This is a genomic window from Phyllobacterium sp. K27, from assembly GCF_054796155.1.
The window spans coordinates 178,893-199,756 of the sequence record NZ_JBTWND010000004.1 but is presented as its reverse complement, the minus strand read 5'-3'; the positions used below and the strand labels follow the sequence as shown (position 1 = coordinate 199,756).

Annotated in this window: 21 protein-coding genes and 3 pseudogenes; 5 read left to right on the top strand and 19 right to left on the bottom strand. The window is 54.2% G+C overall.

What is annotated here, in order from left to right; all coding sequences use genetic code 11:
* Positions 1 to 33 precede the first annotated feature (33 nt).
* A complete protein-coding gene (locus ACYJL1_RS22440) occupies positions 34 to 1,233 on the top strand; it encodes a hypothetical protein (protein ID WP_460899353.1) in 1,200 nt (399 codons plus the stop codon).
* A 96-nt stretch (positions 1,234 to 1,329) separates the two neighbouring features.
* Entirely contained in the window at positions 1,330 to 1,734 is a 405-nt protein-coding gene (locus ACYJL1_RS22435; protein ID WP_460899352.1) for a hypothetical protein, read from the top strand.
* A 68-nt stretch (positions 1,735 to 1,802) separates the two neighbouring features.
* On the opposite strand, the pseudogene ACYJL1_RS22430 reads toward ACYJL1_RS22435, so the two are convergent.
* The 7 genes and pseudogenes from ACYJL1_RS22430 to ACYJL1_RS22400 all read right to left on the bottom strand — a co-directional run.
* Positions 1,803 to 1,948 (bottom strand): annotated as a pseudogene (locus ACYJL1_RS22430) (penicillin-binding transpeptidase domain-containing protein); the annotation flags it as partial.
* Between the two features lie 106 nt (positions 1,949 to 2,054).
* The gene (locus ACYJL1_RS22425) at positions 2,055 to 2,528 is read right to left on the bottom strand and encodes a DUF930 domain-containing protein (RefSeq protein WP_460899351.1); all 474 of its coding nucleotides are present in this window, start codon (positions 2,526 to 2,528) and stop codon (positions 2,055 to 2,057) included.
* Between the two features lie 201 nt (positions 2,529 to 2,729).
* Positions 2,730 to 3,737 carry a serine hydrolase domain-containing protein gene (locus ACYJL1_RS22420; RefSeq protein WP_460899350.1) on the bottom strand — a complete coding sequence of 336 codons (1,008 nt, stop codon included), beginning with the start codon at positions 3,735 to 3,737 and terminating at the stop codon, positions 2,730 to 2,732.
* Between the two features lie 67 nt (positions 3,738 to 3,804).
* Positions 3,805 to 3,918 (bottom strand): annotated as a pseudogene (locus ACYJL1_RS22415) (4-hydroxybenzoate octaprenyltransferase); the annotation flags it as partial.
* Positions 3,919 to 3,979: 61 nt separating this feature from the next.
* Positions 3,980 to 4,348 (bottom strand): VOC family protein, encoded by a 369-nt coding sequence (locus tag ACYJL1_RS22410; RefSeq protein WP_460899349.1) that lies wholly within the window; start codon positions 4,346 to 4,348, stop codon positions 3,980 to 3,982.
* A 47-nt stretch (positions 4,349 to 4,395) separates the two neighbouring features.
* On the bottom strand, positions 4,396 to 5,382 hold the full coding sequence (locus ACYJL1_RS22405; RefSeq protein WP_460899348.1) for an alpha/beta hydrolase family protein: 987 nt from the start codon (positions 5,380 to 5,382) through the stop codon (positions 4,396 to 4,398).
* A gap of 745 nt (positions 5,383 to 6,127) precedes the next feature.
* Positions 6,128 to 6,337, bottom strand: coding sequence for a cold-shock protein (locus tag ACYJL1_RS22400; protein ID WP_336441617.1), 210 nt, complete (start codon positions 6,335 to 6,337; stop codon positions 6,128 to 6,130).
* Positions 6,338 to 6,818: 481 nt separating this feature from the next.
* Between ACYJL1_RS22400 and ACYJL1_RS22395 the strand changes: the two genes are divergently transcribed.
* Entirely contained in the window at positions 6,819 to 7,139 is a 321-nt protein-coding gene (locus tag ACYJL1_RS22395; protein WP_460899347.1) for a DUF2971 domain-containing protein, read from the top strand.
* 110 nt (positions 7,140 to 7,249) lie between these two features.
* Positions 7,250 to 7,747: a hypothetical protein gene (locus ACYJL1_RS22390; RefSeq protein WP_460899346.1), complete on the top strand. Its 498-nt coding sequence runs from the start codon at positions 7,250 to 7,252 to the stop codon at positions 7,745 to 7,747.
* 679 nt (positions 7,748 to 8,426) lie between these two features.
* Here the strand turns inward: ACYJL1_RS22390 and ACYJL1_RS22385 are convergent.
* Positions 8,427 to 8,924 carry a hypothetical protein gene (locus ACYJL1_RS22385; RefSeq protein ID WP_460899345.1) on the bottom strand — a complete coding sequence of 166 codons (498 nt, stop codon included), beginning with the start codon at positions 8,922 to 8,924 and terminating at the stop codon, positions 8,427 to 8,429.
* A 308-nt stretch (positions 8,925 to 9,232) separates the two neighbouring features.
* Here ACYJL1_RS22385 and ACYJL1_RS22380 point away from each other — a divergent pair.
* A pseudogene (locus tag ACYJL1_RS22380) lies at positions 9,233 to 9,677 on the top strand (RraA family protein); the annotation flags it as partial.
* A gap of 189 nt (positions 9,678 to 9,866) precedes the next feature.
* Here ACYJL1_RS22380 and ACYJL1_RS22375 read toward each other — a convergent pair.
* The 11 genes from ACYJL1_RS22375 to ACYJL1_RS22325 form a co-directional block, all read right to left on the bottom strand.
* Positions 9,867 to 10,628, bottom strand: coding sequence for an SDR family NAD(P)-dependent oxidoreductase (locus ACYJL1_RS22375; RefSeq protein WP_460899344.1), 762 nt, complete (start codon positions 10,626 to 10,628; stop codon positions 9,867 to 9,869).
* Between the two features lie 27 nt (positions 10,629 to 10,655).
* Positions 10,656 to 11,615: a carbohydrate kinase family protein gene (locus ACYJL1_RS22370; protein ID WP_460899343.1), complete on the bottom strand. Its 960-nt coding sequence runs from the start codon at positions 11,613 to 11,615 to the stop codon at positions 10,656 to 10,658.
* Between the two features lie 20 nt (positions 11,616 to 11,635).
* A complete protein-coding gene (locus ACYJL1_RS22365; RefSeq protein WP_460899342.1) occupies positions 11,636 to 12,622 on the bottom strand; it encodes an ABC transporter permease in 987 nt (328 codons plus the stop codon).
* Positions 12,623 to 12,624: 2 nt separating this feature from the next.
* Positions 12,625 to 13,644 (bottom strand): ABC transporter permease, encoded by a 1,020-nt coding sequence (locus ACYJL1_RS22360; protein ID WP_460899341.1) that lies wholly within the window; start codon positions 13,642 to 13,644, stop codon positions 12,625 to 12,627.
* Between the two features lie 2 nt (positions 13,645 to 13,646).
* Positions 13,647 to 15,170: a sugar ABC transporter ATP-binding protein gene (locus ACYJL1_RS22355; protein WP_460899340.1), complete on the bottom strand. Its 1,524-nt coding sequence runs from the start codon at positions 15,168 to 15,170 to the stop codon at positions 13,647 to 13,649.
* 70 nt (positions 15,171 to 15,240) lie between these two features.
* Positions 15,241 to 16,254 carry a sugar ABC transporter substrate-binding protein gene (locus tag ACYJL1_RS22350; RefSeq protein WP_460899339.1) on the bottom strand — a complete coding sequence of 338 codons (1,014 nt, stop codon included), beginning with the start codon at positions 16,252 to 16,254 and terminating at the stop codon, positions 15,241 to 15,243.
* Between the two features lie 96 nt (positions 16,255 to 16,350).
* Positions 16,351 to 16,998 (bottom strand): class II aldolase/adducin family protein, encoded by a 648-nt coding sequence (locus ACYJL1_RS22345; protein WP_460899338.1) that lies wholly within the window; start codon positions 16,996 to 16,998, stop codon positions 16,351 to 16,353.
* Between the two features lie 20 nt (positions 16,999 to 17,018).
* Entirely contained in the window at positions 17,019 to 17,792 is a 774-nt protein-coding gene (locus ACYJL1_RS22340) for an SDR family NAD(P)-dependent oxidoreductase (RefSeq protein WP_460899337.1), read from the bottom strand.
* Between the two features lie 200 nt (positions 17,793 to 17,992).
* Complete coding sequence (locus tag ACYJL1_RS22335; RefSeq protein ID WP_460899336.1) at positions 17,993 to 18,814, bottom strand: GntR family transcriptional regulator; 822 nt, start codon at positions 18,812 to 18,814, stop codon at positions 17,993 to 17,995.
* Positions 18,815 to 19,205: 391 nt separating this feature from the next.
* A complete protein-coding gene (locus ACYJL1_RS22330) occupies positions 19,206 to 19,865 on the bottom strand; it encodes an RraA family protein (protein ID WP_460899335.1) in 660 nt (219 codons plus the stop codon).
* Positions 19,858 to 20,622: a FadR/GntR family transcriptional regulator gene (locus ACYJL1_RS22325; RefSeq protein ID WP_460899334.1), complete on the bottom strand. Its 765-nt coding sequence runs from the start codon at positions 20,620 to 20,622 to the stop codon at positions 19,858 to 19,860. The genes ACYJL1_RS22330 and ACYJL1_RS22325 overlap by 8 nt, the downstream gene beginning before the upstream one ends.
* Positions 20,623 to 20,864: the final 242 nt, after the last annotated feature.

Genomic DNA, 20,864 nt, shown 5'->3' with positions numbered 1-20,864 from the left:
CGGAAAATTCAAATTCAGGAACGCCCACATACTATGAAACCCCCCTTTTTACCCGCCTGTCTGGTTGCCGTATTTCTATCCACGAGCCTTCCCTCCTGGGCTGACACCGTTGAAACGTCTGTTCAGAACGCTTTTGATGCGATGGCGTCTGCCCAAAGCGAAGAAACATATTTAGCTGCAACGCGCAGTATTATTGCTCTTGGCCGCGATGCTCTGCCGGCTCTGACAAAACGCCTTGCTACAGCGAAGGATGACGATGAGCGCATCGAGCTCACCTATCTCCTCGCCAGTATTGTTGGTCCGATGAAATTCAAACGTGAAGCAATCGAGTTGCCGCCTGAGCTGGTCTCTCTCACGGGAAAACTGCTTTTTGAGACCAGAAATCCGCAACTTGAAGCCAATCTTGCCAATTTCAGCGTTTTAGCTCCCCACCCGGCCGAATTCGGCCCGGGATTGCTTGCCCTGCTGGAGCGAACGGAAAACGAGGCCTTGCGTGCCACGACATCCGCAGCGGTCGTTTATCAGGGAAAAGAGGCGCTACCACTCGTTCTAAATGCCTTCTACAGCAGTACCAATGACAGGTTCAGTGGCGATCTGGCGCATTTGCTCGCCGATACGGAACTCAACGAACGCTCGATTGCAAAATTGCAGGATTTGCTTAAATCCGACAATGAAGGCGCCCGCCAGTCGGCTGCGCGAACACTCGACAGGGCCGGCATAAAAAGCGACGATTTGCTGGAATCTGCCTTGAAAGACCTCGCTTCCGCGCGAACAGAAGTCGAATTGAGTTTCGCTGCCGGTAAAGTGAGGAAACAGACCGACGGCAGCGAGCGCGTTGCCGCCGCTCTTGCCAGCGCATTCGAGCGGGCTCACAGGGGAGAGGAACGAGGTGAGCTTGTGTCCGCACTGTTAGCAACCGGTGAACCTGGGGGAAAACAACTTTTTGCCGTGCTCCAGGCCTCCAACGATGCGGATGAGATCACTGATTTGATGAGGAGAATAAACAACCGCTTTCAGAACGATCCGCGGTTGTCATCCGCTTACATAGCCATCCTGAAGAGAACTGATGATGAAAAGGTCAGTGAGGCAGCAATCTTTGGCCTCGTGATGATGCGAAAGACCGGGCAGAAAGCCATAAAAGCCGCGTTGAACGAGACATCGACCGATGATCGTTTACATCGAAGGCTCACAAAAGCGGCAAGATCGTTTCCCTCGGATACGACTTCAGACTGACGGGCGGTTGTTTGGATAAGGTGAGCTTTCTTTCAAAAAAACCGGACCATAACGAGTGCCGACCGGGAGATAAAAATAATTGCAATGGATTATGCTATGACAAAAGCGCGCTTCCGCATTCTGATACTTTGCTACATTGCGACGCTCGCCGCCACAGCCGTTGACGCCGTTTACTTCCCTGCACAAGTTTCGGAGGAACTTGCAGCAGCGTATGCCACGGAGGCTTTGCCTCCTTTTGCTGTAAATCCAGTGATTTTTTTACCCCTTGCAGCAGCATCATTGGCTGCGATCGTTGTTCCGCCAGTGGCTCTGTTCTTTTTCAGGAAATGGGGACGATGGTTTGGAGCCTGTATGACCATCATTATATTCGTCGCTCTACCATTCCTCGGCCCTTCGCTCTCGTCCGGTTTCGGAACGGCCTTGTTGCAACTGTCGGCAACATTGTGGGGTGCGATTCTGGCCCTGGCATACTTCTCACCCCTGAGCCGCGATTTTAGCTGACCTCTTACCTTTCCAGACGATTTGGGTTGATTGAATTGCAAGCGTCGGGATTGACCGCATTGCGGGACACGACCCTGACGTTCCGCCCAGCCAACGAACCATCCCGCAGGCTTATTCCGTTGGACTTTCCGCTAGCGCTGCGAAGCCAGCCACTTCCGGTTTTCCCATGAACAACCCAACCGGACTGCGTTCTGAAGGTAGGGATGATCACCCTTGCGCAAGCTTTTCAAACTTCATGAGTTTTGCCACCATTAAGATTCGTCCGATTTATCGGTGCCGCATTTGGATGAGGAATCGCTGTTCTCCACTCGTGATCGATCTCAATCAAGCGACCCGTCCTCATCGGGAAGGTTGTACTCGGTCCAGTCCTCCTTCGGGATGGGGTCGCCTACCAGGAATTCAAAGGCCGCCACCTTCTTGTGATCAGGCGTCAATTCGCATTTGAAGCGGAGCCTGTACGATTCCCGTTTGCTGTGCAGCGCCGCCCCTTCCGCTGAAAACGTGCTTGCTGTCAGGTTGGGGTTTGCCAATGCATAGGCGATGACGCGCTCAGGCCGAAATTCTTTGCTCCATGCCCCGACCTGCGCCATGGCTTCGAGATTACAGAGCTGCTCAATTTGATCGCCGGATGCAAGGGTCGCCAGTTCTCTCCGGGACTTCCGGCTCCGCGGATCGGCAAGTATCTTTTCGGACAACATATGAGATGGCTTCACCATCGCCCGCGTTTCATCATGAGGCTGGGGCTCTTGCGGTACTGTGGGTGTAGCCGCGTTCTCCTCAAGCTTGTCCGGCACGACCTCTGTCCTCTCGGGAAGCGAAAGCTGTCGCGGCAGTTCCGCCTGAACACCTTCTTCTTCCTGCTGGGAAGATATTTTTGGAGGAGCGAACAAGTGCAATAGGAGGACGCATAAACCTATGTGAAGCAGCGTTGATGCAGCAATGCTCCACCCATTGAACCAATCTTCCGTCCGCGCCAATCCTCCCATATCTGCGTGTTAGGGTGCTGCAACGGCAAGGCGCTGCAAAAGCTTGATGAAATGGCTTGTCCGCATACCCTTGGCGTTCTGCGCGGTATCTACTATCTGCACGACGACCAGACGCTTTGACGGCACGATGGCGATAGCTTGACCACCATAGCCCGATGCGAGCGCTGCACCGGGGCCGAACACTTTCGGGTTCAGCGTCCACCAGAGATAGCCATACCCCATGCTGCCCCGTTCCGTGCGCGAATAGGCTGTCGTCGACTCCTTTACCCACGCAGCGGGAATGACCTGCTTGCCATTCCATCGGCCGTCATTGAGAAAAAGCTGGCCGAAACGCGCGGCATCTCTGGCGCTGAGGCTGAACGGATACGCGGAATGCTCCGACTGGCGTTCGGCTACGTAGCGGCCGTCTGCTGGAGAAAAATCCTCCATGCCAATCGGCGCGGCAATGCGTTGCGCAAAACTCTGAAAAATATCCTCGCCGGTTTGCTGCCGGTAGATTGTTCCGAGAGCATTGAAGTCCCAGTTGTTGTACCACCAGAACGAACCGGGCTGCTTGCTGCCGCGCTCGGGCCTGTTGCGCCGCATGTCGCCGGTCTCATAGGCGGCTGGATGGTAGATTCCGGATCGCGCCATGAGCAGATCGCGCACCGTGGCATGCTTCTCCGCATCGGTGAGTGACGGTGGCCTGTCGTCAATGCCGAGCTCAGCAAGTGTGGTTCCGAGGTTTATCCGCCTCTCAGAAATAGCGATCCCAAAAAGAGCACTCAACAAGCTTTTTCGGATCGATGCGACATTCACCTTGCGGGAAACATCGCCCCAAGCGGCAATCACCTTACCGTCTTGCACCACCATGGCTGCCGTTGGTTTCAGGCTGGCGGTATAGGTCTGAGCCTGTTTTAAACCTTCAACAGACCAGCCGGTAGACGCCGGATCAGCACTTTCCCAAGGCTGTGCGCGCAGATTTCCTCCATAGAGGATGGTAAGGAGAACAACCGAGAAACTTAATATTATACGCATCAGCAACCTTGGACGAATGTGAGGACTATAACAGCTTCGCGTTGGCGTTCTGCTTGAATGGATATATTCACAAAGTTCCTATGAGGGCCGCACCTGCCAGCAGCATTCCGGTTAAGATGTTCGCCAGGAACAGACGGTAATTTAATTCCGGACGAGCAAGGTCAATCTTCCAAATCTGCCATCGACGCATCAATAAATCACCAGGGAATTCGTGGCATCCGTGATGAAACTCTGCCGCTCATCTAGGCCGCTGCGATCTGCATGAGTTCGATACGATTGCCGAAAGGATCGCTTACATACTTTCGCAAATATCCCTCCAGTGGTTCATCTGAAATAGTCGGGAAGCCCGCTTTCTCCAAAGTTGCGCATATACTGGAAAGTTCATCGACGACGAAACCCGGATGGGCTTTCCTGGCTGGCGCGAAATTCGCCTCTACGCCAAGGTGTACTCTGACACCACCGTTTTCGAACCAGCATCCTCCGCGGGCAGCAAGGTTTGACGGCTTGGTTACTTCGTTCAAACCCAGCAATCCTTCGTAAAAGGCTCTGGCAGCGTTTTCTTGTCCAGCTGGCATCGCGAGTTGAACGTGGTGAATTGCCTTGATCGTCATTTTTTTCGGCTCCAATATCCGGAGATCTCATTTCATGCCGTGGTGGTTCACAAGAAAAACGCCGCGGCCTGCTCGGCGACCTGATCGTGGATCGCTTTTCGCCTCAATTCCTCGCGATCGAGAAAGAGTTCTGGTGCGGCCCCGCGGCCGATTTCTGATCCTTCTCCAAGGAAGGTATAGTGGCCAACGCCACCACCAAGAATTTCACAATCACAGCCGGGGATGTTTTCGTACAGCCAGCGGCAGCATTCATTCGGCGGTGCGACAGTGTCCTTGTCACCAGCCAGAACCAGAACGGGTTCTTTTATGGCTTGCAGGCTGCTTTGTGAGAAACCGCGAAGGGACCGGCCCGGAGCAATTGCGATTGCGCGCCCGATCCTGCTGTCAGAAAAATCGTTTTGTCTTCGCTCCCAAGATGTCCGGAATACCGGATTCTGATCAAGCTTCGGCAGCTCGTCAGCTAGGTTGGGAAACTCGCGGGGTCCACGGATCGGGCTCCTCACCGGATTGTCTGGTTCGAACTGTGAAAATGTGATACGTGCACCCAAAAGCAAAAGAGCCGTATATGCTCCTGCCGAAAAACCTGCGACGAAGGCCTTGTCAGCGATCTCGACTTTGAGCTCACTTCGCCAGGAAGGGTCATCAAGGATGGCAGAAAGATCCCCTGCTCGCTCCCACAAACATATGAAGCCTTCGGCGCGGTAGGGTTCCGAACCTGTGTTGCCATGGTGGTTCACCGCAAGGGCAACGAAACCTTGCCTGGCCAACCGGTGGGCGAGCCATCCCAATGCGTCTGCTGTAGCGCCGGTTCCGTGCGACAGAAGAACAAGAGGCAGGGCATGATCGGAACGCCATGCAGGTGCGTTAGCTGCAACAGGCTCTTTGCTAAACCACGATCCATCGGCGGGGACAGCAGTAGTCGATCCTTCATTTGCCGGGTACCAGGCTGTCCAAACCAAAGGGCGATATCCGGTACCGTCCCAATTGGACCGCGTCACATCAAGGCTGACACCTGTTCTGAACCCCACCTGCATAAAAAACCTTTACCAAGCTTGCAGTGAATGAGTGGAAGGTTACCAGTGAAGTACCACCATAGACAGAGGTCATCCAAGTTCTCGACCGGTTGAGCACCTGAAAATCCAGCTCGGCCGTTACCTTTCAGACGACAGTTGATCCAGGCAGGTTCATGCGCCTATTCGAAATTATCATTGCGATACCAGCCGTTTCCCTTTTTCCGACAGGAACGCTCAATCATCTCGACAACAACTCACCATGGCTACGCCGCTTGGCCGGACACTGGTCGAGAGCCTTGGAGATTTCGAAGGCAGCTTGTCCGGCCGTCTTGATCTGGTAGCAAAGCTTTGAGGGTGGAACAGCGACCCACGTTGTTCATCAAGACATTGAGAATAAAGAAGATTTTGCGCAATCTGGCTTGAAACCCTCAAGCAGCATTCCTACATTGCAATCAGTCGACGCGGTCGTCCTCCCAATTTTCCGCGTCGGCTGTTCCCCCTCTGGAGGTTTTTAACCTTCACAATTAAAGCCGGGCTTTTCAGTCCGGCTCTTTTTTGTCTTAACTTTGCATAATGGTGGCCAGCCAGCGCACTTCGATAAGATTCCGCCAAAGAACTCAGATCGAAGGGACGTCTCCTTGATATGGGGATTGGCGTTTTTATTTTGGCGGATCGCTTCTACCCCCTTTCCCATCACCATCAGAACTGAAAGCGACATGAGCGCGGAAAATGCAATCCAGTTGGACAGGACGGCGAACGATGGCGATTAGTCGACGCTCAATTGATCGGCCGACATCTTTCCCGATTTCTTGTCATTCACCATCTCGTAATTGATCTTTTGACCATCATCCAGACCGCGCAGCCCAGCGCGCTCTACAGCCGAAATGTGCACGAACACATCCGCACCACCGTTGTCTGGCTGAATGAAGCCAAAGCCTTTTGTCGAATTGAACCACTTCACTGTGCCTGTTGCCACGATAAATCCTCCCGATAACAATCAAAGAATGACATGGTTACAGTGTGACGCAAACAGGATCAAGCATTGTGATTGGACGACCCCTTCCAGCTGTACGCTGGGCCCTGTTGACACCCTTCAACACTGCTTTGAGGATGCGATTATGTTCAGGGTGGGAGACTACGGATAAACCTTCCTTTGAAAATGCCGATAACAGGCGATTTTTCGCCTTTTTTAATTGTAGCCTGAAGATCTACAATCCCAATTAAAAGCCTGTTGTGTCGTGTCTATTCAATGGTCGCCTTGAAAGGATAGGGGCAGTGAGCACACTGGTTTTCCTCGTACCGAATAGTTGTATGGTTGGCAAAAACAGGAACGAAGCGACCAAACCAACGACGACTGCTTTGCGCCGGAAGCGGACTCAGTGATCGATTTGCTGCCTCTTCTTCGGAAGTGTTGCTTGCAGTATAACCACTCTGAAAAATGAGGTCGGCACTATCTAATGAAAATAATTTTTAAATACTTCTCAGAGGGATCTCTTGAGCACGTTTTCGTTCGCGATGGTCATGTGGGCATCAAGTGCTCGTTGCCAGAAGATTATAACGATCCATTTGAACTATTTCTCGGAATCGACATCAATCAAGGATCTGAATTATTGGCGACATATAGCGATGTTGTCCAAGAGATCCCGTCGCTACTCACTACCTGCTTTTCCAAGTCGCCGGTCGTATCCCCGATGTGGGCGCACTACGGAAACAACCACAGAGGATTTGTGATCGGGTTTGATGTTTCGCACTTCCAAGAGCTGTTTCCGGAGTTCTGATTCACGACATTTCATACGCGGATCGTCCGAATGAGGCGCTGGTCCGATTTACTGAAATGGCCGCGTACCGCAAGAAGCCTAGAGACGCCGAACATTTGCGGAGGGCCGTTATGTTCCACGGCTATTTCACGAAATATTTGGAGTGGAGTTATGAGCAAGAGGTGCGAGCTGTCAACTTTGAGAATTATACCGAGGACGTGAATGGCAATAAAATTCTCTATGTTTCGAAAAAATGTATCGCGACGATAGTCTCTGGAGCTAAGTCTTCCGAGCAGACGAGGCAATCTCTTCAGGAAGCAGCAACCGACCTCGATTCCGAATTCTACCTCGAAAAAATTGGGCGCAGCTACCCAACGCCTTACCTGATAACTGATACCGAAAATTCTCGTGTGTTTGCGAAAGGAGAGATAGCGGTTCCGGATGGGGTATGTGGAGAATGCTATGAGCCATTAAGAACGAAGGGGGATCTGTGTCCGTGGTGTTCAATCGATGAAACGGACAAGATGACAGCCGCCGCAAATAACCCCTTTAGAATACTTGATAATTACGGATTGCTTGAGCAGTACATGAAGAAATTTCCAAATAGGCCACGGAATCCTTACAAATAGACCGATCACAGGTCCTATCTGAGAAGGCCAAAATAATTGCCAGACGCGAGCTCATGCAGCACGAAGGACAGCAATGGGCCGAATGCCGCCATAACGCAAGTTGCCGCAACCACTCGAAACCAAAGGCATGGTTTTGGACACAGGGAGCTCTCATTTTGGAAAAGACAGCGATCCTGACCCAAAGGCAACTTGTGAACGGAAATTGGGCTGGCGGCTTTGTGCGCTATCGACAGTTGGAAAGCGGTCGGTCACGACCGACGCCACGGATAAATTGTTCGAAATCGAGGCTCGGTCGCACCGAGTGAGCCGCTACATAGTGTACATATCCGCTTGGCCAACGCCACCCCTCCAATTCATATTCGAGGCTGCCATTTCTGCAATTGCACAAACGGCACTGAAACCAACCGCGATACGCAATTGCTTCGGCTCGGGCTTCCGCGCGAACGAGATCAGCGAGAAATGACGTGGCACCACTCCAGTTAACGTCGCTCAGTGGCCATGGCAAATCTGACGCTTCTTTCATGCTCCGCCGCCAAAACCCCTCTCGTCTAAAAGCAGTTGGCAATGTCAGTTCCTCTGCGAAGTTTGCATTAACAAGCCCTGACCTGCCTTTCAGGCTGTAGGCTCGCAGTTCCAAGCATTGTCGGAACCACTGTTAGACAACAGGGCGGCCGTCTCATTAACCAGGCCCGATATTGATGACGGCGGACGAGCCTGTCTGAGCAAAGGAATACAGGAGCGCATCTCGCTTCCATGAGGCTGTTATACTTTCTATGGCGTCATTCTTCTCGAGACTGTCCGGCGCACCGAGCCGTTCCGACAAAGCATCCAGAAATCCGGCAGGTCTCGTCGTGGAATATGCACATGCTTTGTGTCCGTTTGGCCCCACAGCAATCCAAAACGACAGTGAACCCGCCTCGCTAACCTCCTCCCGCTTCCAACCCACAAGTTCTACCGAACCGCCGTTATAGGCGACAAAATGAGTACGCCATTCCTCTGTTTCCGCATCGGTCAGGCGCATCCACCCCAGTTCGTCGCCCTTGTCCGCCGCTGCCCGCAAAGTGGGCGCTTTACAAATATCGAGAAGGCGGTCCACGGTCATGTCCACGGGCATCGCTTTGGCTGCTCCAATACTTAAAACTGCAGCGCAAATGCCGCTGATAACCGCTACTCGCATGCACATTAGGCCTTTCGATTTGAAAATATATCAGTCTTTCTGTATCGCCGCAAAAGATCCAGAAGACCTGACAGGTTCTGTCCAGTGTGTCTCTTTCGCGGCAACCAATCAAGACAATGCATGGCTTGGAGGGTCGAAAGTTATCGCCCGACCAATCACAATCAGCGCCAGCCGTACGGTGATTGCGATAGAAGCAGATAGTCTGTCCACGACCCCATATCGGTCATTCGAAGGAGGCTTTCGGCGGGAAAGTGCCAACAACGAACATTGCAGCGATGCGATGAGGTATCCTGATGACACCAGTCCTAGGCGACATCGTCGTTGTCGATGCCGGCGGCGATCTCAGCAATGCCATCATCGGCGAGTTGATGGTTGCCCATGCCGAACAACGCGGCCTCGGCGGGCATCGTGATTTTTGGTGCCATCCGCGACAGCGAAGAGCTCCGCGCTGGAGCCTTCCCCGTGTTTGCCGCGGGCGTAACCCACCGTGGCCCGTAAAAGGACGGCCCGGGCGAAGTAAACGTCCCCATCGCCATCAACGGCATAGTTATCGAACCCGGTGACGACCTCATTTGCGGTGTTGTCGACGGTCTGCTCTCCGTCCCGCTTGCCTCGGTCGAAACCGTCTTCGAAGCGGCATCCAAGAAGCACGCTGCAGAAACAAAACAGATGGAAAACATCAAGCTTGGCAAAAATGACCGCGCCTGGGTTGATGCCTCTCTCGCGCGACTTGGCTGCGTCATCGAAGCTTAAAGAATATGAGGCGTGGTTATGCCTCGCCTCAGTCAGACCGATCTCTTAGGCCGTGGTTAGCGTCAAACCCAGGACATAAATTACTGATGCGTACAAATAGGAAAGTGCTCAGCAACCCTTCCTTGGAAAAGGCGGACAGGAGCCGATTTTTCGCGCATTCTAATTGTAGCTCCCCGTGTCTACAATTCCTCAATGGAAATAAATCCCGCCGCAGACATTGAGCGCCTGGCCGGTGACAAAATCCGACTGATTGGACGCGAAGAAACGCACGGGGCCGATGATGTCCTCCGGGTAGCCGAGCCGTTTCAGTGAGGCGATCGTCTCCCAGTGGCGGATTGCTTCCTCGCTGCCGAGATTGTTTTTGCCCATCTCGGTAAGGATAATGCCGGGACAAATGGCGTTGACGGTGATACCGTCCATACCAACTTCCTGGGCCAGCACACGTGTCAGCGTGATAACCGTGGACTTGGTTGCTGCATAATGGCCTTGTGTGGCGACACCCTGGCGTCCTGCGATGGACGCGATGTTGATAATGCGACCGCTTCTTTTGCCACGCATATGCGGCAGGACTGCCTGGCACATCAGCAGGACGCCCTTGGCGTTAACATCGAAATGAGCGTCCCAATCCTTCTCCGACAAATCTTCCAGCGTTGAGGGCTTGAGAATGCCGGCATTGTTGACCAGCACATCGATCCCGCCAGCTTCAGCGAGGATCTTCGCGATGGTGGCCTCAATTCCTGGCTTGGAGGTCACGTCGACCTCGTGGATATAAGCCTTTCTTCCGGTCGCCCTGACCGCTGCCGCAGTCTCCTCGACCATGGCCCGTTGCGATGGTAGATCAAGGATTGCAACGTCGAAGCCGAACTCGGCCAAACCGACGGAAATTGCCCGCCCGATGCCCCTGCTCGCGCCCGTCACTACAGCGACAGATCCGGTTGGCAGTATTTCCATGATGTTTGCTCCTGAATGCTGATTTTGTTAGGCGGCAACCTGCGGCTTGACGGGCAGGTTGTTCATCGCCTCAATTGTGTCGTCAAACGATACAAGCTTGCCGTCAGAACCAAGCCCCATGGCAACCTTGGCTGCCACCGCCGAAGCGAAGCGCGCAGAGTGTTCGAGAGCCCAACCCTTGACGATACCGACAATGATTCCAGCGGTGAAGCTGTCGCCGCAGCCGGTGGTGTCGGAAACCTTGATGTCGAATGCGGGGAGCTGGAAGTCGGTGCCATTCTCGGGCGAGACATAAACACCGTTCGCCCCCATGGTGAGGACTGCATTCTTCACGCCCCGCGACTTGTAGAACCGGGCAGCGGCCGCTGGATCCTGCATGCCCGCCATCTCGCCTGCTTCTTCGATGCTCGGCACGAAATAGTCGATATAGGGCAGGCAGGGCTCCACCAGGGCAAACGTTTCCGGATTTGCCTGGATAAGATCAAAGGTGGTGATGCGGCCGAGGCTTTTCGCTTTCTTCAGCAGGTTTACGGTGGGTTCTCCGTCGAAGGATTTCAGTAGACCCGTACCGCCTACGTGAACGACGGTCGCGTCAAGAGCAGCGTCGATGTCCGCTTCGGCCACTTTGAATATTGCTGCCGTACCTGGTACGTGAAGCGCGGGACGCTCGCCACTCGGGCGCACCGGCAACATGGTTGCTGAGGTCTGTGTTTCACTGCTGCGCCTGACAAGCCTGCAGTCGACGCCAAACTTTTCCATCTTGGAATGGAGGAAATCGCCCATCTCATCGTCGCCGACGGTGGTGACTGCTTGTGTGGAAAGCCCGAGAATAGCGCAATCAACTGCCGTGGCGCCGGCCGTACCGGCGACGGTCATGCGGATTTCCTCGATATAATCGGCCCGGCCGCCCTCCGGAATACGCGTAACTGGCCTTCCAAGGATATCAAGGACGTAAAAGCCGATCGAACTCACATCAAAACGTGCCATGAATGATAGTCTCCAAAAGATTAGTGATTGCGGCCCCGCAAGCCGAAGCTCAGGGCAAGGATAAGGAAGACCAGCACGCCAATGCCGACCTGCTGCCAATAGAAGTTCCAGCCGACCAGCAGCAGACCATTTTTCACAATGGCAAGGAGCGCCACACCCAGCAGCGTACCGATCACGCTTGGACGCCGTTCCGCGCTGATCGTGGTGCCGATGAAGGTGGCGCCGATCGCATCAAGGAGGAAAGCATTGCCCGAAAGCGGGACGTAGGAACGCACTGTCGAGGACAGTAAAATTCCCGTAACGCCGCAAAGCAGAGCGCATGCCATATAGACGACTGACATATTGAAGGGCACGCGGATACCGGAATACCAGGCGACACCGGGCTGCGCCCCGAAGGCGCGGACGTACCTGCCGAAAACGGAATGATGCAGCGTCGCATAGACCGCGGCGATACAGGCGATGAGCACGATCAACGTCATGGGGATGCCGAGGACTTGCGTGCGCACAATAGCGTTGAAGATGGTCGCAAAACCGCCTGTCACCAGATAGATGGGCTGACCGCCCCCGGTGGCAATCTGCTGCACGCTCTGCCCGATAAAGAGCACTCCGAGTGTTGCCAGGAAAGGGCTGATCTTAAGCCGGGTAACGAGAATGCCGTTAAGAATTCCGACGGCAACCGCCGCACACAGCCCGACAGCGATCCCGAAGGGCGCACCATATCCCGCCGCGAGCAGCATGACGAAGACCATACTTGCCATGTCAACCGAAACGCCGACCGATAGGTCGATGCCGCCAGCCGTGATTACAAACGTCATGCCAAGCGCGACAATCGCCAGAAGCACGACATTATTTACCAGCACGTTGAAGAGATTGGCTGTAGTGAAGAAAGTCGGGCTGGCGATCGAAAAGGCGATGATGAGGGCAATGAATGCGAGCACTATAGTGTATCGCGACATGTTCTCTGCCGTCAGGATATTTGAGGATAAGGATTTGGTCTGCGCGGTCATGATCAGCGCTCCGAAGGTTTTGCGAAGGAGGTGGCAGCGACAACCAGAAGGATAAGCGTGCCCTGTACGCCGTTCACCCAGTAGCTCGATACGTTAAGGAGCTGGAAGCCGTTGGCGAGGAAGCCGATGAACAAGGTGCTGAGGATTGTGCCGCCAGCCGTTGGAACGAAGCGGCGCGAGAACACCGTTCCGAGCAATGCGGCTGCGATAACCGACAGCAGAAGTTCACCCGTGCCGGGACTGCTCGCACTGAGGCGCGAAACCAGAAGAATACTCGCCAGTCCTGCGCAGAGACCAGCGAAGACATAGGTTCCGCCCACATATGCGCCGACGTTGAGACCAGCAGCGCGGGCCGCTTCAGGATGGCCACCGACGGCGTAGAGTCGCAGTCCCGTTCCCGTGAAATGCAGCACCGTCATCATGACAAGGGTGAACACGATGAGGCACCAGGCGAGAACCGAAACTCCGAACAGGGAACCAACCGCGATTGTGCCCATAAGATCGGAGGTCATCGAGACGACCGCATTTTGTGTCAGGATCAGCTCCGCGCCAGCGACAATATTCATGGCCGCCAGGGTGGCGAGCAAGGGCAAAATGTTCAGCCAGACCACGGCGACAGCGTTGATCGCTCCAACCAGTACGCCCGTTCCGATGGTCAGCGCAAGCGCTGCCGACATCGGAAATCCCGCGGCCGTCGAGACGGCAAGGACTGCTGCGCAAAGACCGGTATTTGCGGCAAGTGAAAGATCGATTCCACCTGTCTGGACATCGCTGCCGCCGCCGATAACAACGACCGACATGCCGAAGGCAAGCACGCCGAGAATTGCCGATTGCTCTATAACATTGAGCACATTGTAGAAATTCACAAAACCTGGTGCCATTAAGGCGAAGTAAACCAGGATAAGGGCGAAAGCTCCGATCGCGCCCAGACGAACAATCATGGCACCATAAGCCTTGCGGCGCCCGCCTGCGGGATAGTCGGCACTACCGGTCACCGAAAAACCCTCGTTTGCTGATGCCATCGTCATGCCACCACCCCCGCAGACACAGCGCGGGCGCCGGAAGCGGCAGCAAGAAGCACATCGCTGTCCAGTTGCTCGCTTTGATATTCATTGGTCAGTTCGCCGCGATAGATGACCAGGACGCGATCGCAGATACCGACAAGTTCGAGCAGGTCGGAGGACATGAACAGAACGGCGGCGCCCTCGGCAGTCAGTCGGTTGAGCAAAGTATAGATTTCAACTTTCGCGCCGACATCGACGGCAACGGTCGGTTCGTCAAGGAGATAGACCTTCGATTGGCAGCTCAGCCATTTGGCAAGGGCGACCTTCTGCTGATTGCCGCCCGAAAGTGTCTTCACAAGCGCATCGCGGTCAGGTGTCTTGATTGAGAGTTCCTTGATGAACCCGTCGATCGCGGCATTCTCCCGTGACCGGGAAACGAAGCCGGCCTTCTCGTAGCGCGACAGGCTGGCAAGTGAGATGTTTTCACGCACCGACAGGCCCATCGCAACGCCGTGGGCGCGCCGGTCCTCGGGTACCAACGCCACCTCATTTGCGACAGCTGATACGGGTGATGGAAATTTTACAGCCTTGTCATCGATCGTTATCGATCCACTGTCAGGCCGGTCAAGCCCGAACAGGCACTGGATGAGTTCCTTGACGCCCGAGCCCAAAAGGCCTGTCAGTCCAACGACTTCACCTGCCTTTACATCGAACGACACGTTGCGGAAATGTGGCGCCAGGCATAGATCGGAGACTTCAAGAACCCGATTGCCGATGGCTGCATTTCGCTTCGGAAACATCTCATCCACGTTGCGGTTGATCATCATCGCAACGATCTCATCGATGGAGGTAACCTTCGGGTCGACCACACCGACATTCGTACCGTTGCGCATGACGGTCACGGTATCGCAGATCGCCTCGATCTCCTGCATGTAGTGGGAGATAAATATGACGGCGATACCTTCCTGCTTGAGACGGCGCAACACACCAAACAGGCTGTCTGCTTCCTTTTTCACCAATGCGGCCGTGGGTTCATCGAGGACAAGTACGGATGCTTTTTGCGCAAGAGCGCGCGTGATTTGAACGATCTTCTGTTGTGCCGTCGTAAGGTCTTGAACCAGAGTGCCGGGCGCAATGTTGAGATCGAAATATTGCTTCAATAACGCGCTGGTGCGCGTCGCCATGGCGCGATGATTGATAAACGGACCAATCTTCGGCTCGTGGTTCAGAAAAATAGCTTCGGCAACCGTCGCAGTCGGGACAAGAAGCCGATCCTGATGGATGAAGTGCACTCCCATCTGTTCGACGCTTGCGGGCGTGAGTTTCGTGACCGTTTTGCCGTTGATTGAGATCGTTCCAGCATTGGGCTTCATAATACCTGCGAGCACTTTGATAATTGTTGATTTGCCAGCCCCGTTCTGGCCGACAAGACCGTGAATTGAGCCTCTGGCAACCTGCAGGTCGGCATCGACGAGCGCTTTGACTGGACCAAAACTCTTCACGATACCGCGCATGTCGACAGCGAGGTTTTCCTGCGAGCCCATTTTGTCCTCCGGTGCTTCTTTTGCGTGGCGTGCCGCTCGTTGAGCGGCACGGTATTTTGAGCGCGGTGGCCTATTTCTTTGGTAGGAACGGGCCAGCCGTATCCTTGGCATTGTCTTTTGTGACCAGAACTGCCGGAATGAAGGTGAAGGGCGCAACCTTCTGCCCCGCCAGATAGCGGGCAGCATTGCGGGCAGCTGATTTGCCGATCTCGTAAGGCTGCTGCGCTCCGACTGCACCGGCGGCCGACTCGGGATTTGCGACCATCTCGACCACTTCGGGGCTACCGTCGATCGCGTAAGTCTTGATGCCCTTCCGACCCGCCGCTTCGATGGCTTGCGTCGCACCGATCTGTGGAATGTCCCAGCAAGCCCAGACAGCAGAAATATCACCGTCATTCGGATATTTGGTCAGCATGTCGGTAACATTTGAATAGGCGCTCTGGACTGTATTCGGAATGACATCACGCAGTTCAGGCTCGATGATTTTCACATCGGGATAACTCTGCAGGACATATTTCAGCTGATCATAACGGATCTTGCAGACCGGAACGCCGTAGAACCCGTTAAAGACCAGGACATTTCCCTTACCGCCAATATCGGCAACCATCTGGAGCGCGATCTCGGAGGCCAGAGCGTAATTGTTTGATGTACTATTGTTGATCGAATGCGGAGTTGCTGTGTCGACCGTAAAGAGCGGGATGTCGGCGTCACGGATACGCTTCAACCAAGGGTTGAGAACGTCCAGATTGCCAAGCATCTCGATAATTGCGTCCGGCTTCTGGGCGATCAGGGTCTGCAACTGGGAGACCTGCGTCTGATCATTACGCTTGGCATCGAGCGCGATCGGTTCGCCGCCAAGCGCCTTCACCTCATCGATGATACCTTGATAGGCCATCAGATCCCAATGATGGTCGGTTCCGACGGCGGAGATACCCACGCGTTTGCCCTGAAGCGATAATTTTTCTTCTTTCCCGGCGTCCTGTGCAAAGGCAGAGCTATATCCGCCTGCCAGAATGGCTGTGACGACGAATGCGGCGGTCGTCTTGAAGATTTTACGGCGATTTGTTTTTGTTTCGACTGACATGGACGTTCTCCTCCCGAGTTATTGTCCGACATTGCCGGTCTCCCGGCATCTTGCCTTATGCGGCAATTCCACTTCCTCGCCTTGTCTGGCGCAGCATCAATCCTTGTGTCCGTAGCTACCCATCTTTGCCAGAACCCGCGCAATCTCGTCTTTCGGAAGCAGCGGCGGCGTGCCCAGCTGCATGGCGCCATGGAACTGGCGTGCGAGCGTTTCGACCTCGACCGAAAGCCATAATGCCTTGGAAAGGGTGGTTCCGACGGCGATTATGCCGTGATGTTCCAGCAGACAAGCCTTACGGCCCGTGAGTGCTTCCACTGCATTTTCGGAAAGCTCCTGACTTCCGAACGTCGCATACGGAGCGCATTTTATGTCATCGCCACCGGCCACAGCTATCATGTAGTGGATGGCTGGAATATCCTGCCCCATGATGGCTATGATTGTTGAATAGATCGGGTGGGCGTGCACAATCGCATTCACGTCCGGTCTGGCGACCATGATGTCGCGGTGAAACCGCCATTCGCTCGATGCCTGAAGCCCGCCCTTCGAGGTGCCATCCATCTCCAGCCGAACGATACTTTCCGGGGTCAGCTGATCGTAAGGCGTGCTTGTGGGGGTGATGAGGATGTAATCGTCATGGCGAACGCTGATGTTTCCCGACGTACCCTGATTGATGCCGAGACGGTTCATCTCGATACAGGCGTCGATTATGGATTGCCGTTTCTGGTGTTCGCTGCTGCTTGACATGATCTGATCCATCATAGGTTTCATAGTGCGGTGTAGCCGCCATCTACGGACAGGATCGATCCTGTGACATAGGAAGAGGCGGGAGATGCGAGAAAGAGGATTGCGGAGGCGATTTCCGAAGGTTCGCCACAACGTTTCATCGGCGTCATGTTCATCCAGACGTCGAACAGCTCCGGCTGCTCCCGCATCTTGAGGGTCATTTCCGTCCCGACATAACCCGGTGCAACGGCGTTGACGCGAACACCATGATCTACCCATTCGACCGCCAGGGCCTTGGTAAGCATGTGAACGGCACCCTTGCTGGCCATATAGGAAGCTGCAAATTGTGGGCGGTTGATAATAAGTCCTGACATGGAGCCGAGATTGACGATGCTGCCTTCGCGGCGTTCAATCATGTATTTTCCGAAGGCGCGCGATACCCAGAACGTCCCGTTGACGTTAACATCCATAACCAAACGCCAATCTTCGTCAGATACGTCGACAGCAGAATGCAGTTTGGCGATGCCAGCGCTGTTGACGAGAATCGTGACCTTTCCGTGCGCCTGGATGACCTCTGCGGCAACGGCGGTCACACAGTCCGGATCGGTGACGTCCGCAACGTGTACGGAGACTTTGGAGCCGGACGTGGCGATATCGTCCGCCGCCTTCTTCAAGTTGTCGAGATTGAGGTCGATAAGAGCGATACTGGCACCGCAGGCGCAAAGGGCTTTTGCAGTTTCAAGGCCTATTCCACTTGCGCCCCCGGTGACGGTTGCGACCTGCCCTTCCAGATTGAATTGATCCCGATAATCCAACTGTCTTCCTCCCTGCATTCCATGACGGGCAAAGAAATAGCAATCGCTGAATCGTGCAATTCAGCGCCTTCCTCACAAACTCGCCATGTAAAACATTCTTCAGGTGCTCCTCACACCTGTCGAAGAAAAAGATACGGCTGCAATTCCGCATTGTCAATCTGGTTATCACCAGAAATACAAAATCATATACCGATCGGCCGTTACGTGTCGATGCGAATATGGATGCGGGCGACGGCGGAATTATAGAACGCCCGATAGTACTCCAAGGCGGCCCCGTCATGATCGTAAGCAATGGACTCGATAGCGATCAAAGGTGCGGTGGCCGGAACCCCCATTCGTTCTCTGGCCTCGTCGTCAGGCATTTCGGCCGTAAACCATCGTTCTGCACGCTGGACTGTCAAACCATACTGCTCGTTGATGGTTGCGAATATCGAGCGGTTGTCGATATCAAGCTTTTCCATACCGGGAACTTTATGGCCGGGCAGCGAAATATGGGTGAGCGTTATCGGGCGACCGTCACAATAATAGACACGGGTGATCCGTATGACACTGCCCTCGTCCGGTATTCCGAAAACGCGACGTTCGTCGTCATTGGGGCTGGCACGATAGAATTCAAAGGTCTTTGTAGAGACCGCGTGGCCCTTGGCGGTCAAATCTCCGAAGACACCGAGGTTGGATGTCATGAAGTCAACATCCTGCCTGGGCTGGGCCACGAACATTCCCTTGCGCGGCATCTTGATCACATGGCCTTCACCGGCAAGCGCCCCGAGCGCCGCACGCACGACAGGTTTCGAAACGTCAAATATCTCGCAGAGAGCTGTCTCCGACGGCATGCGGGAATTGGGCCGGAGTTTCTCGGACGCGATCGCATCCTGAATGCGGTTCTTGAGCTGTACCCAGAGCGGAGCAGATTCGCTGCGATCAAGCGGCTCTCGAGCTATCATCTCGAAGGCTTCGTTGGCGGTGCCATCAACATCATCGTAGCGTGGGCGACCGCGGGTGCGGGGTTTCAAAGTGTCCATGAAGTGCATTTCTGATTACATCTAGAAAACACCATCACTTGCTTTGGCATTCACGTCAAGCGACTGAAGGTATAAGTCTCGTCGGCCCTTGGTTATTCAATTGCAGCACCTGCCGCAAACTCTTGCTTTGAGAATGCCGATAAGAGCTGTCTTTTGTTGAATCCGATTGGTGCCTCAAGCTCCACGATCGATATTGGCAATCGCAGTTTATTGATCCAGATTAGAAATTGGGCGATCAGGTTTACCTTCTCTCCTCCCGGACAAGTTAAGTTGATGAGAAGAGCAGAATCGTGTTCATGATCGTTTATCTATCGCAGTCGGGCCCTGTCACGGTCAAAAATGACGCCAGTGCCCAGGCACCCGGCGTCATCTGATTTATAGTTTTCTAACTTTAGGCCGGCCATACCGACTGCAGTTTTTCGCCTGCTAGAATTCTGTCGCGGGCAGCGGCTTCGTTCTTGCCAAGATCATCTGCAGCGTCCGCGACATCGCGAAGTCGTGCTTTTGGAATGGCGACCACTCCGTCGATATCTCCGAAAATGATATCGCCGGGATTGATCGTGACTTTGCCAATCTTGATCGGGACCTGAGACTGTTTCGGTTCTTTCTTACCCGTCACGCCGACCGGGCTGGCCGATGTTCCAAAGAGCGGATAGCCAAGTGCCCGAACCTGCGCGAGATCGCGTACGGTGCCATTGACAATAGTCGCTGCTGCTCCGCGAGTCTTGGCTCCACTACTCATGAGTTCACCTGAGCAAGAGCCGGCTGCACACGACGCATCGCAAACAATAATTCCGCCCTCAGGAGCGTTGTCGATTGCGTTGTGATAAACGTCCTGTGGTTCTCCTTTGCGGTCTGATAGCTCGAAGAGCACAGTAACCGCAGGTCCGCACACGACCTCGCCGGAGTCTAACGCACCCAGCAATGAAATTCCTTCAAGATGGCCCCAAAGCCCAAGATGTTCCATGCTGTCATGCACATCGCCCGAATACCATTTTTTCAGGCGGGAGATGGAGTCCCAGTCAGTGTCGGAATAATTGAAGTCAGGCATTCTCATTGTCCTTACGTTTGGTATTTTCTATGGCTACACGAAGATAGGCGGCGCTATTGTCGATCTGGGCACGCATCAGCGCTTTCGCACCCGCCTCGTCACGATTCTGGATCATCTTGAAGATGTCGGCATGTTCGGCATAAGCTGCGTCCAGAGACTTGCTGGGTACGCGGCTGGTGACCCGGATCACCTCAGTGATCAGACCGTATAGATTGTCGTAGAATACGGACAGAATTTCATTGCCTGTTGAATGTACCAGCGCCAAATGAAACGCCGCATCCGCCTCGGTAAATCCAGCAAAGTCACCCGTATCCCTTGCAAGGCGCATGGCATCCAGCGCTGCCTCCACCTCCGGATGAATGGGCTCGTCTTTGGCTGTGAGCAGACCCAGCACTTCAGTCTCGATCATGCGGCGAACCACCATAAGCTGGATCAGATACTGAGGGTCAGTAGCGAATAGCTGTTTGACTGTGACCGCTAGAGTACCAAGATATTCGCCTACGTCATCGCGTACAACTGTTGTGCGTTCGCCGTGGCGCCGACGGACAAGCCCTTTGGTTTCGAGTATCTGGATCGCCTCGCGGACGGAGCGAGTAGAGACGCCAAAATCGCGCGCTATCTCTCCTTCTGACGGAAGGCGCGCGCCTATTGGCAACTCGCCGGACATAATCTGGGCTTCCAGCGAACTGGCGACGGAAGAATGTAATCTGTCGCGCGCTCTCAATGGTTCCGCTCCGCCTTGATCGTTTGGTCGCATGTCAAATTTCTCCCCAGTTTCAGATAGTCCCACCCGGAGCTGGCATCTCCATTTGCAAGCAGGTCGGTAAATTTTCCAGCCCGCTCCTTGGAACTGCATCGAAATAATTATCACTGCATACTTGACTCATACTTATGTCATAAGTCATATGTCAAGAGCAAATTCCCAGTCGTTCACCGGCGCATCACGTTCGACTTGAGCCGGGGTTCACCATACGGGCAAATTTGCATCACTGTTCGCGC

What these genes read in the sequence shown, in the direction of transcription:
- ACYJL1_RS22440 (WP_460899353.1), top strand. Translation starts at nt 34, where the DNA reads ATGAAACCCCCCTTTTTACCCGCCTGTCTGGTTGCCGTATTTCTATCC.
- ACYJL1_RS22435 (WP_460899352.1), top strand. Translation starts at nt 1,330, where the DNA reads ATGACAAAAGCGCGCTTCCGCATTCTGATACTTTGCTACATTGCGACG.
- ACYJL1_RS22420 (WP_460899350.1), bottom strand. Translation starts at nt 3,737, where the DNA reads ATGCGTATAATATTAAGTTTCTCGGTTGTTCTCCTTACCATCCTCTAT.
- ACYJL1_RS22410 (WP_460899349.1), bottom strand. Translation starts at nt 4,348, where the DNA reads ATGACGATCAAGGCAATTCACCACGTTCAACTCGCGATGCCAGCTGGA.
- ACYJL1_RS22405 (WP_460899348.1), bottom strand. Translation starts at nt 5,382, where the DNA reads ATGCAGGTGGGGTTCAGAACAGGTGTCAGCCTTGATGTGACGCGGTCC.
- ACYJL1_RS22395 (WP_460899347.1), top strand. Translation starts at nt 6,819, where the DNA reads ATGAAAATAATTTTTAAATACTTCTCAGAGGGATCTCTTGAGCACGTT.
- ACYJL1_RS22390 (WP_460899346.1), top strand. Translation starts at nt 7,250, where the DNA reads ATGTTCCACGGCTATTTCACGAAATATTTGGAGTGGAGTTATGAGCAA.
- ACYJL1_RS22385 (WP_460899345.1), bottom strand. Translation starts at nt 8,924, where the DNA reads ATGCGAGTAGCGGTTATCAGCGGCATTTGCGCTGCAGTTTTAAGTATT.
- ACYJL1_RS22375 (WP_460899344.1), bottom strand. Translation starts at nt 10,628, where the DNA reads ATGGAAATACTGCCAACCGGATCTGTCGCTGTAGTGACGGGCGCGAGC.
- ACYJL1_RS22370 (WP_460899343.1), bottom strand. Translation starts at nt 11,615, where the DNA reads ATGGCACGTTTTGATGTGAGTTCGATCGGCTTTTACGTCCTTGATATC.
- ACYJL1_RS22365 (WP_460899342.1), bottom strand. Translation starts at nt 12,622, where the DNA reads ATGACCGCGCAGACCAAATCCTTATCCTCAAATATCCTGACGGCAGAG.
- ACYJL1_RS22360 (WP_460899341.1), bottom strand. Translation starts at nt 13,644, where the DNA reads ATGGCATCAGCAAACGAGGGTTTTTCGGTGACCGGTAGTGCCGACTAT.
- ACYJL1_RS22355 (WP_460899340.1), bottom strand. Translation starts at nt 15,170, where the DNA reads ATGGGCTCGCAGGAAAACCTCGCTGTCGACATGCGCGGTATCGTGAAG.
- ACYJL1_RS22350 (WP_460899339.1), bottom strand. Translation starts at nt 16,254, where the DNA reads ATGTCAGTCGAAACAAAAACAAATCGCCGTAAAATCTTCAAGACGACC.
- ACYJL1_RS22345 (WP_460899338.1), bottom strand. Translation starts at nt 16,998, where the DNA reads ATGTCAAGCAGCAGCGAACACCAGAAACGGCAATCCATAATCGACGCC.
- ACYJL1_RS22335 (WP_460899336.1), bottom strand. Translation starts at nt 18,814, where the DNA reads ATGGACACTTTGAAACCCCGCACCCGCGGTCGCCCACGCTACGATGAT.
- ACYJL1_RS22330 (WP_460899335.1), bottom strand. Translation starts at nt 19,865, where the DNA reads ATGCCTGACTTCAATTATTCCGACACTGACTGGGACTCCATCTCCCGC.
- ACYJL1_RS22325 (WP_460899334.1), bottom strand. Translation starts at nt 20,622, where the DNA reads ATGCGACCAAACGATCAAGGCGGAGCGGAACCATTGAGAGCGCGCGAC.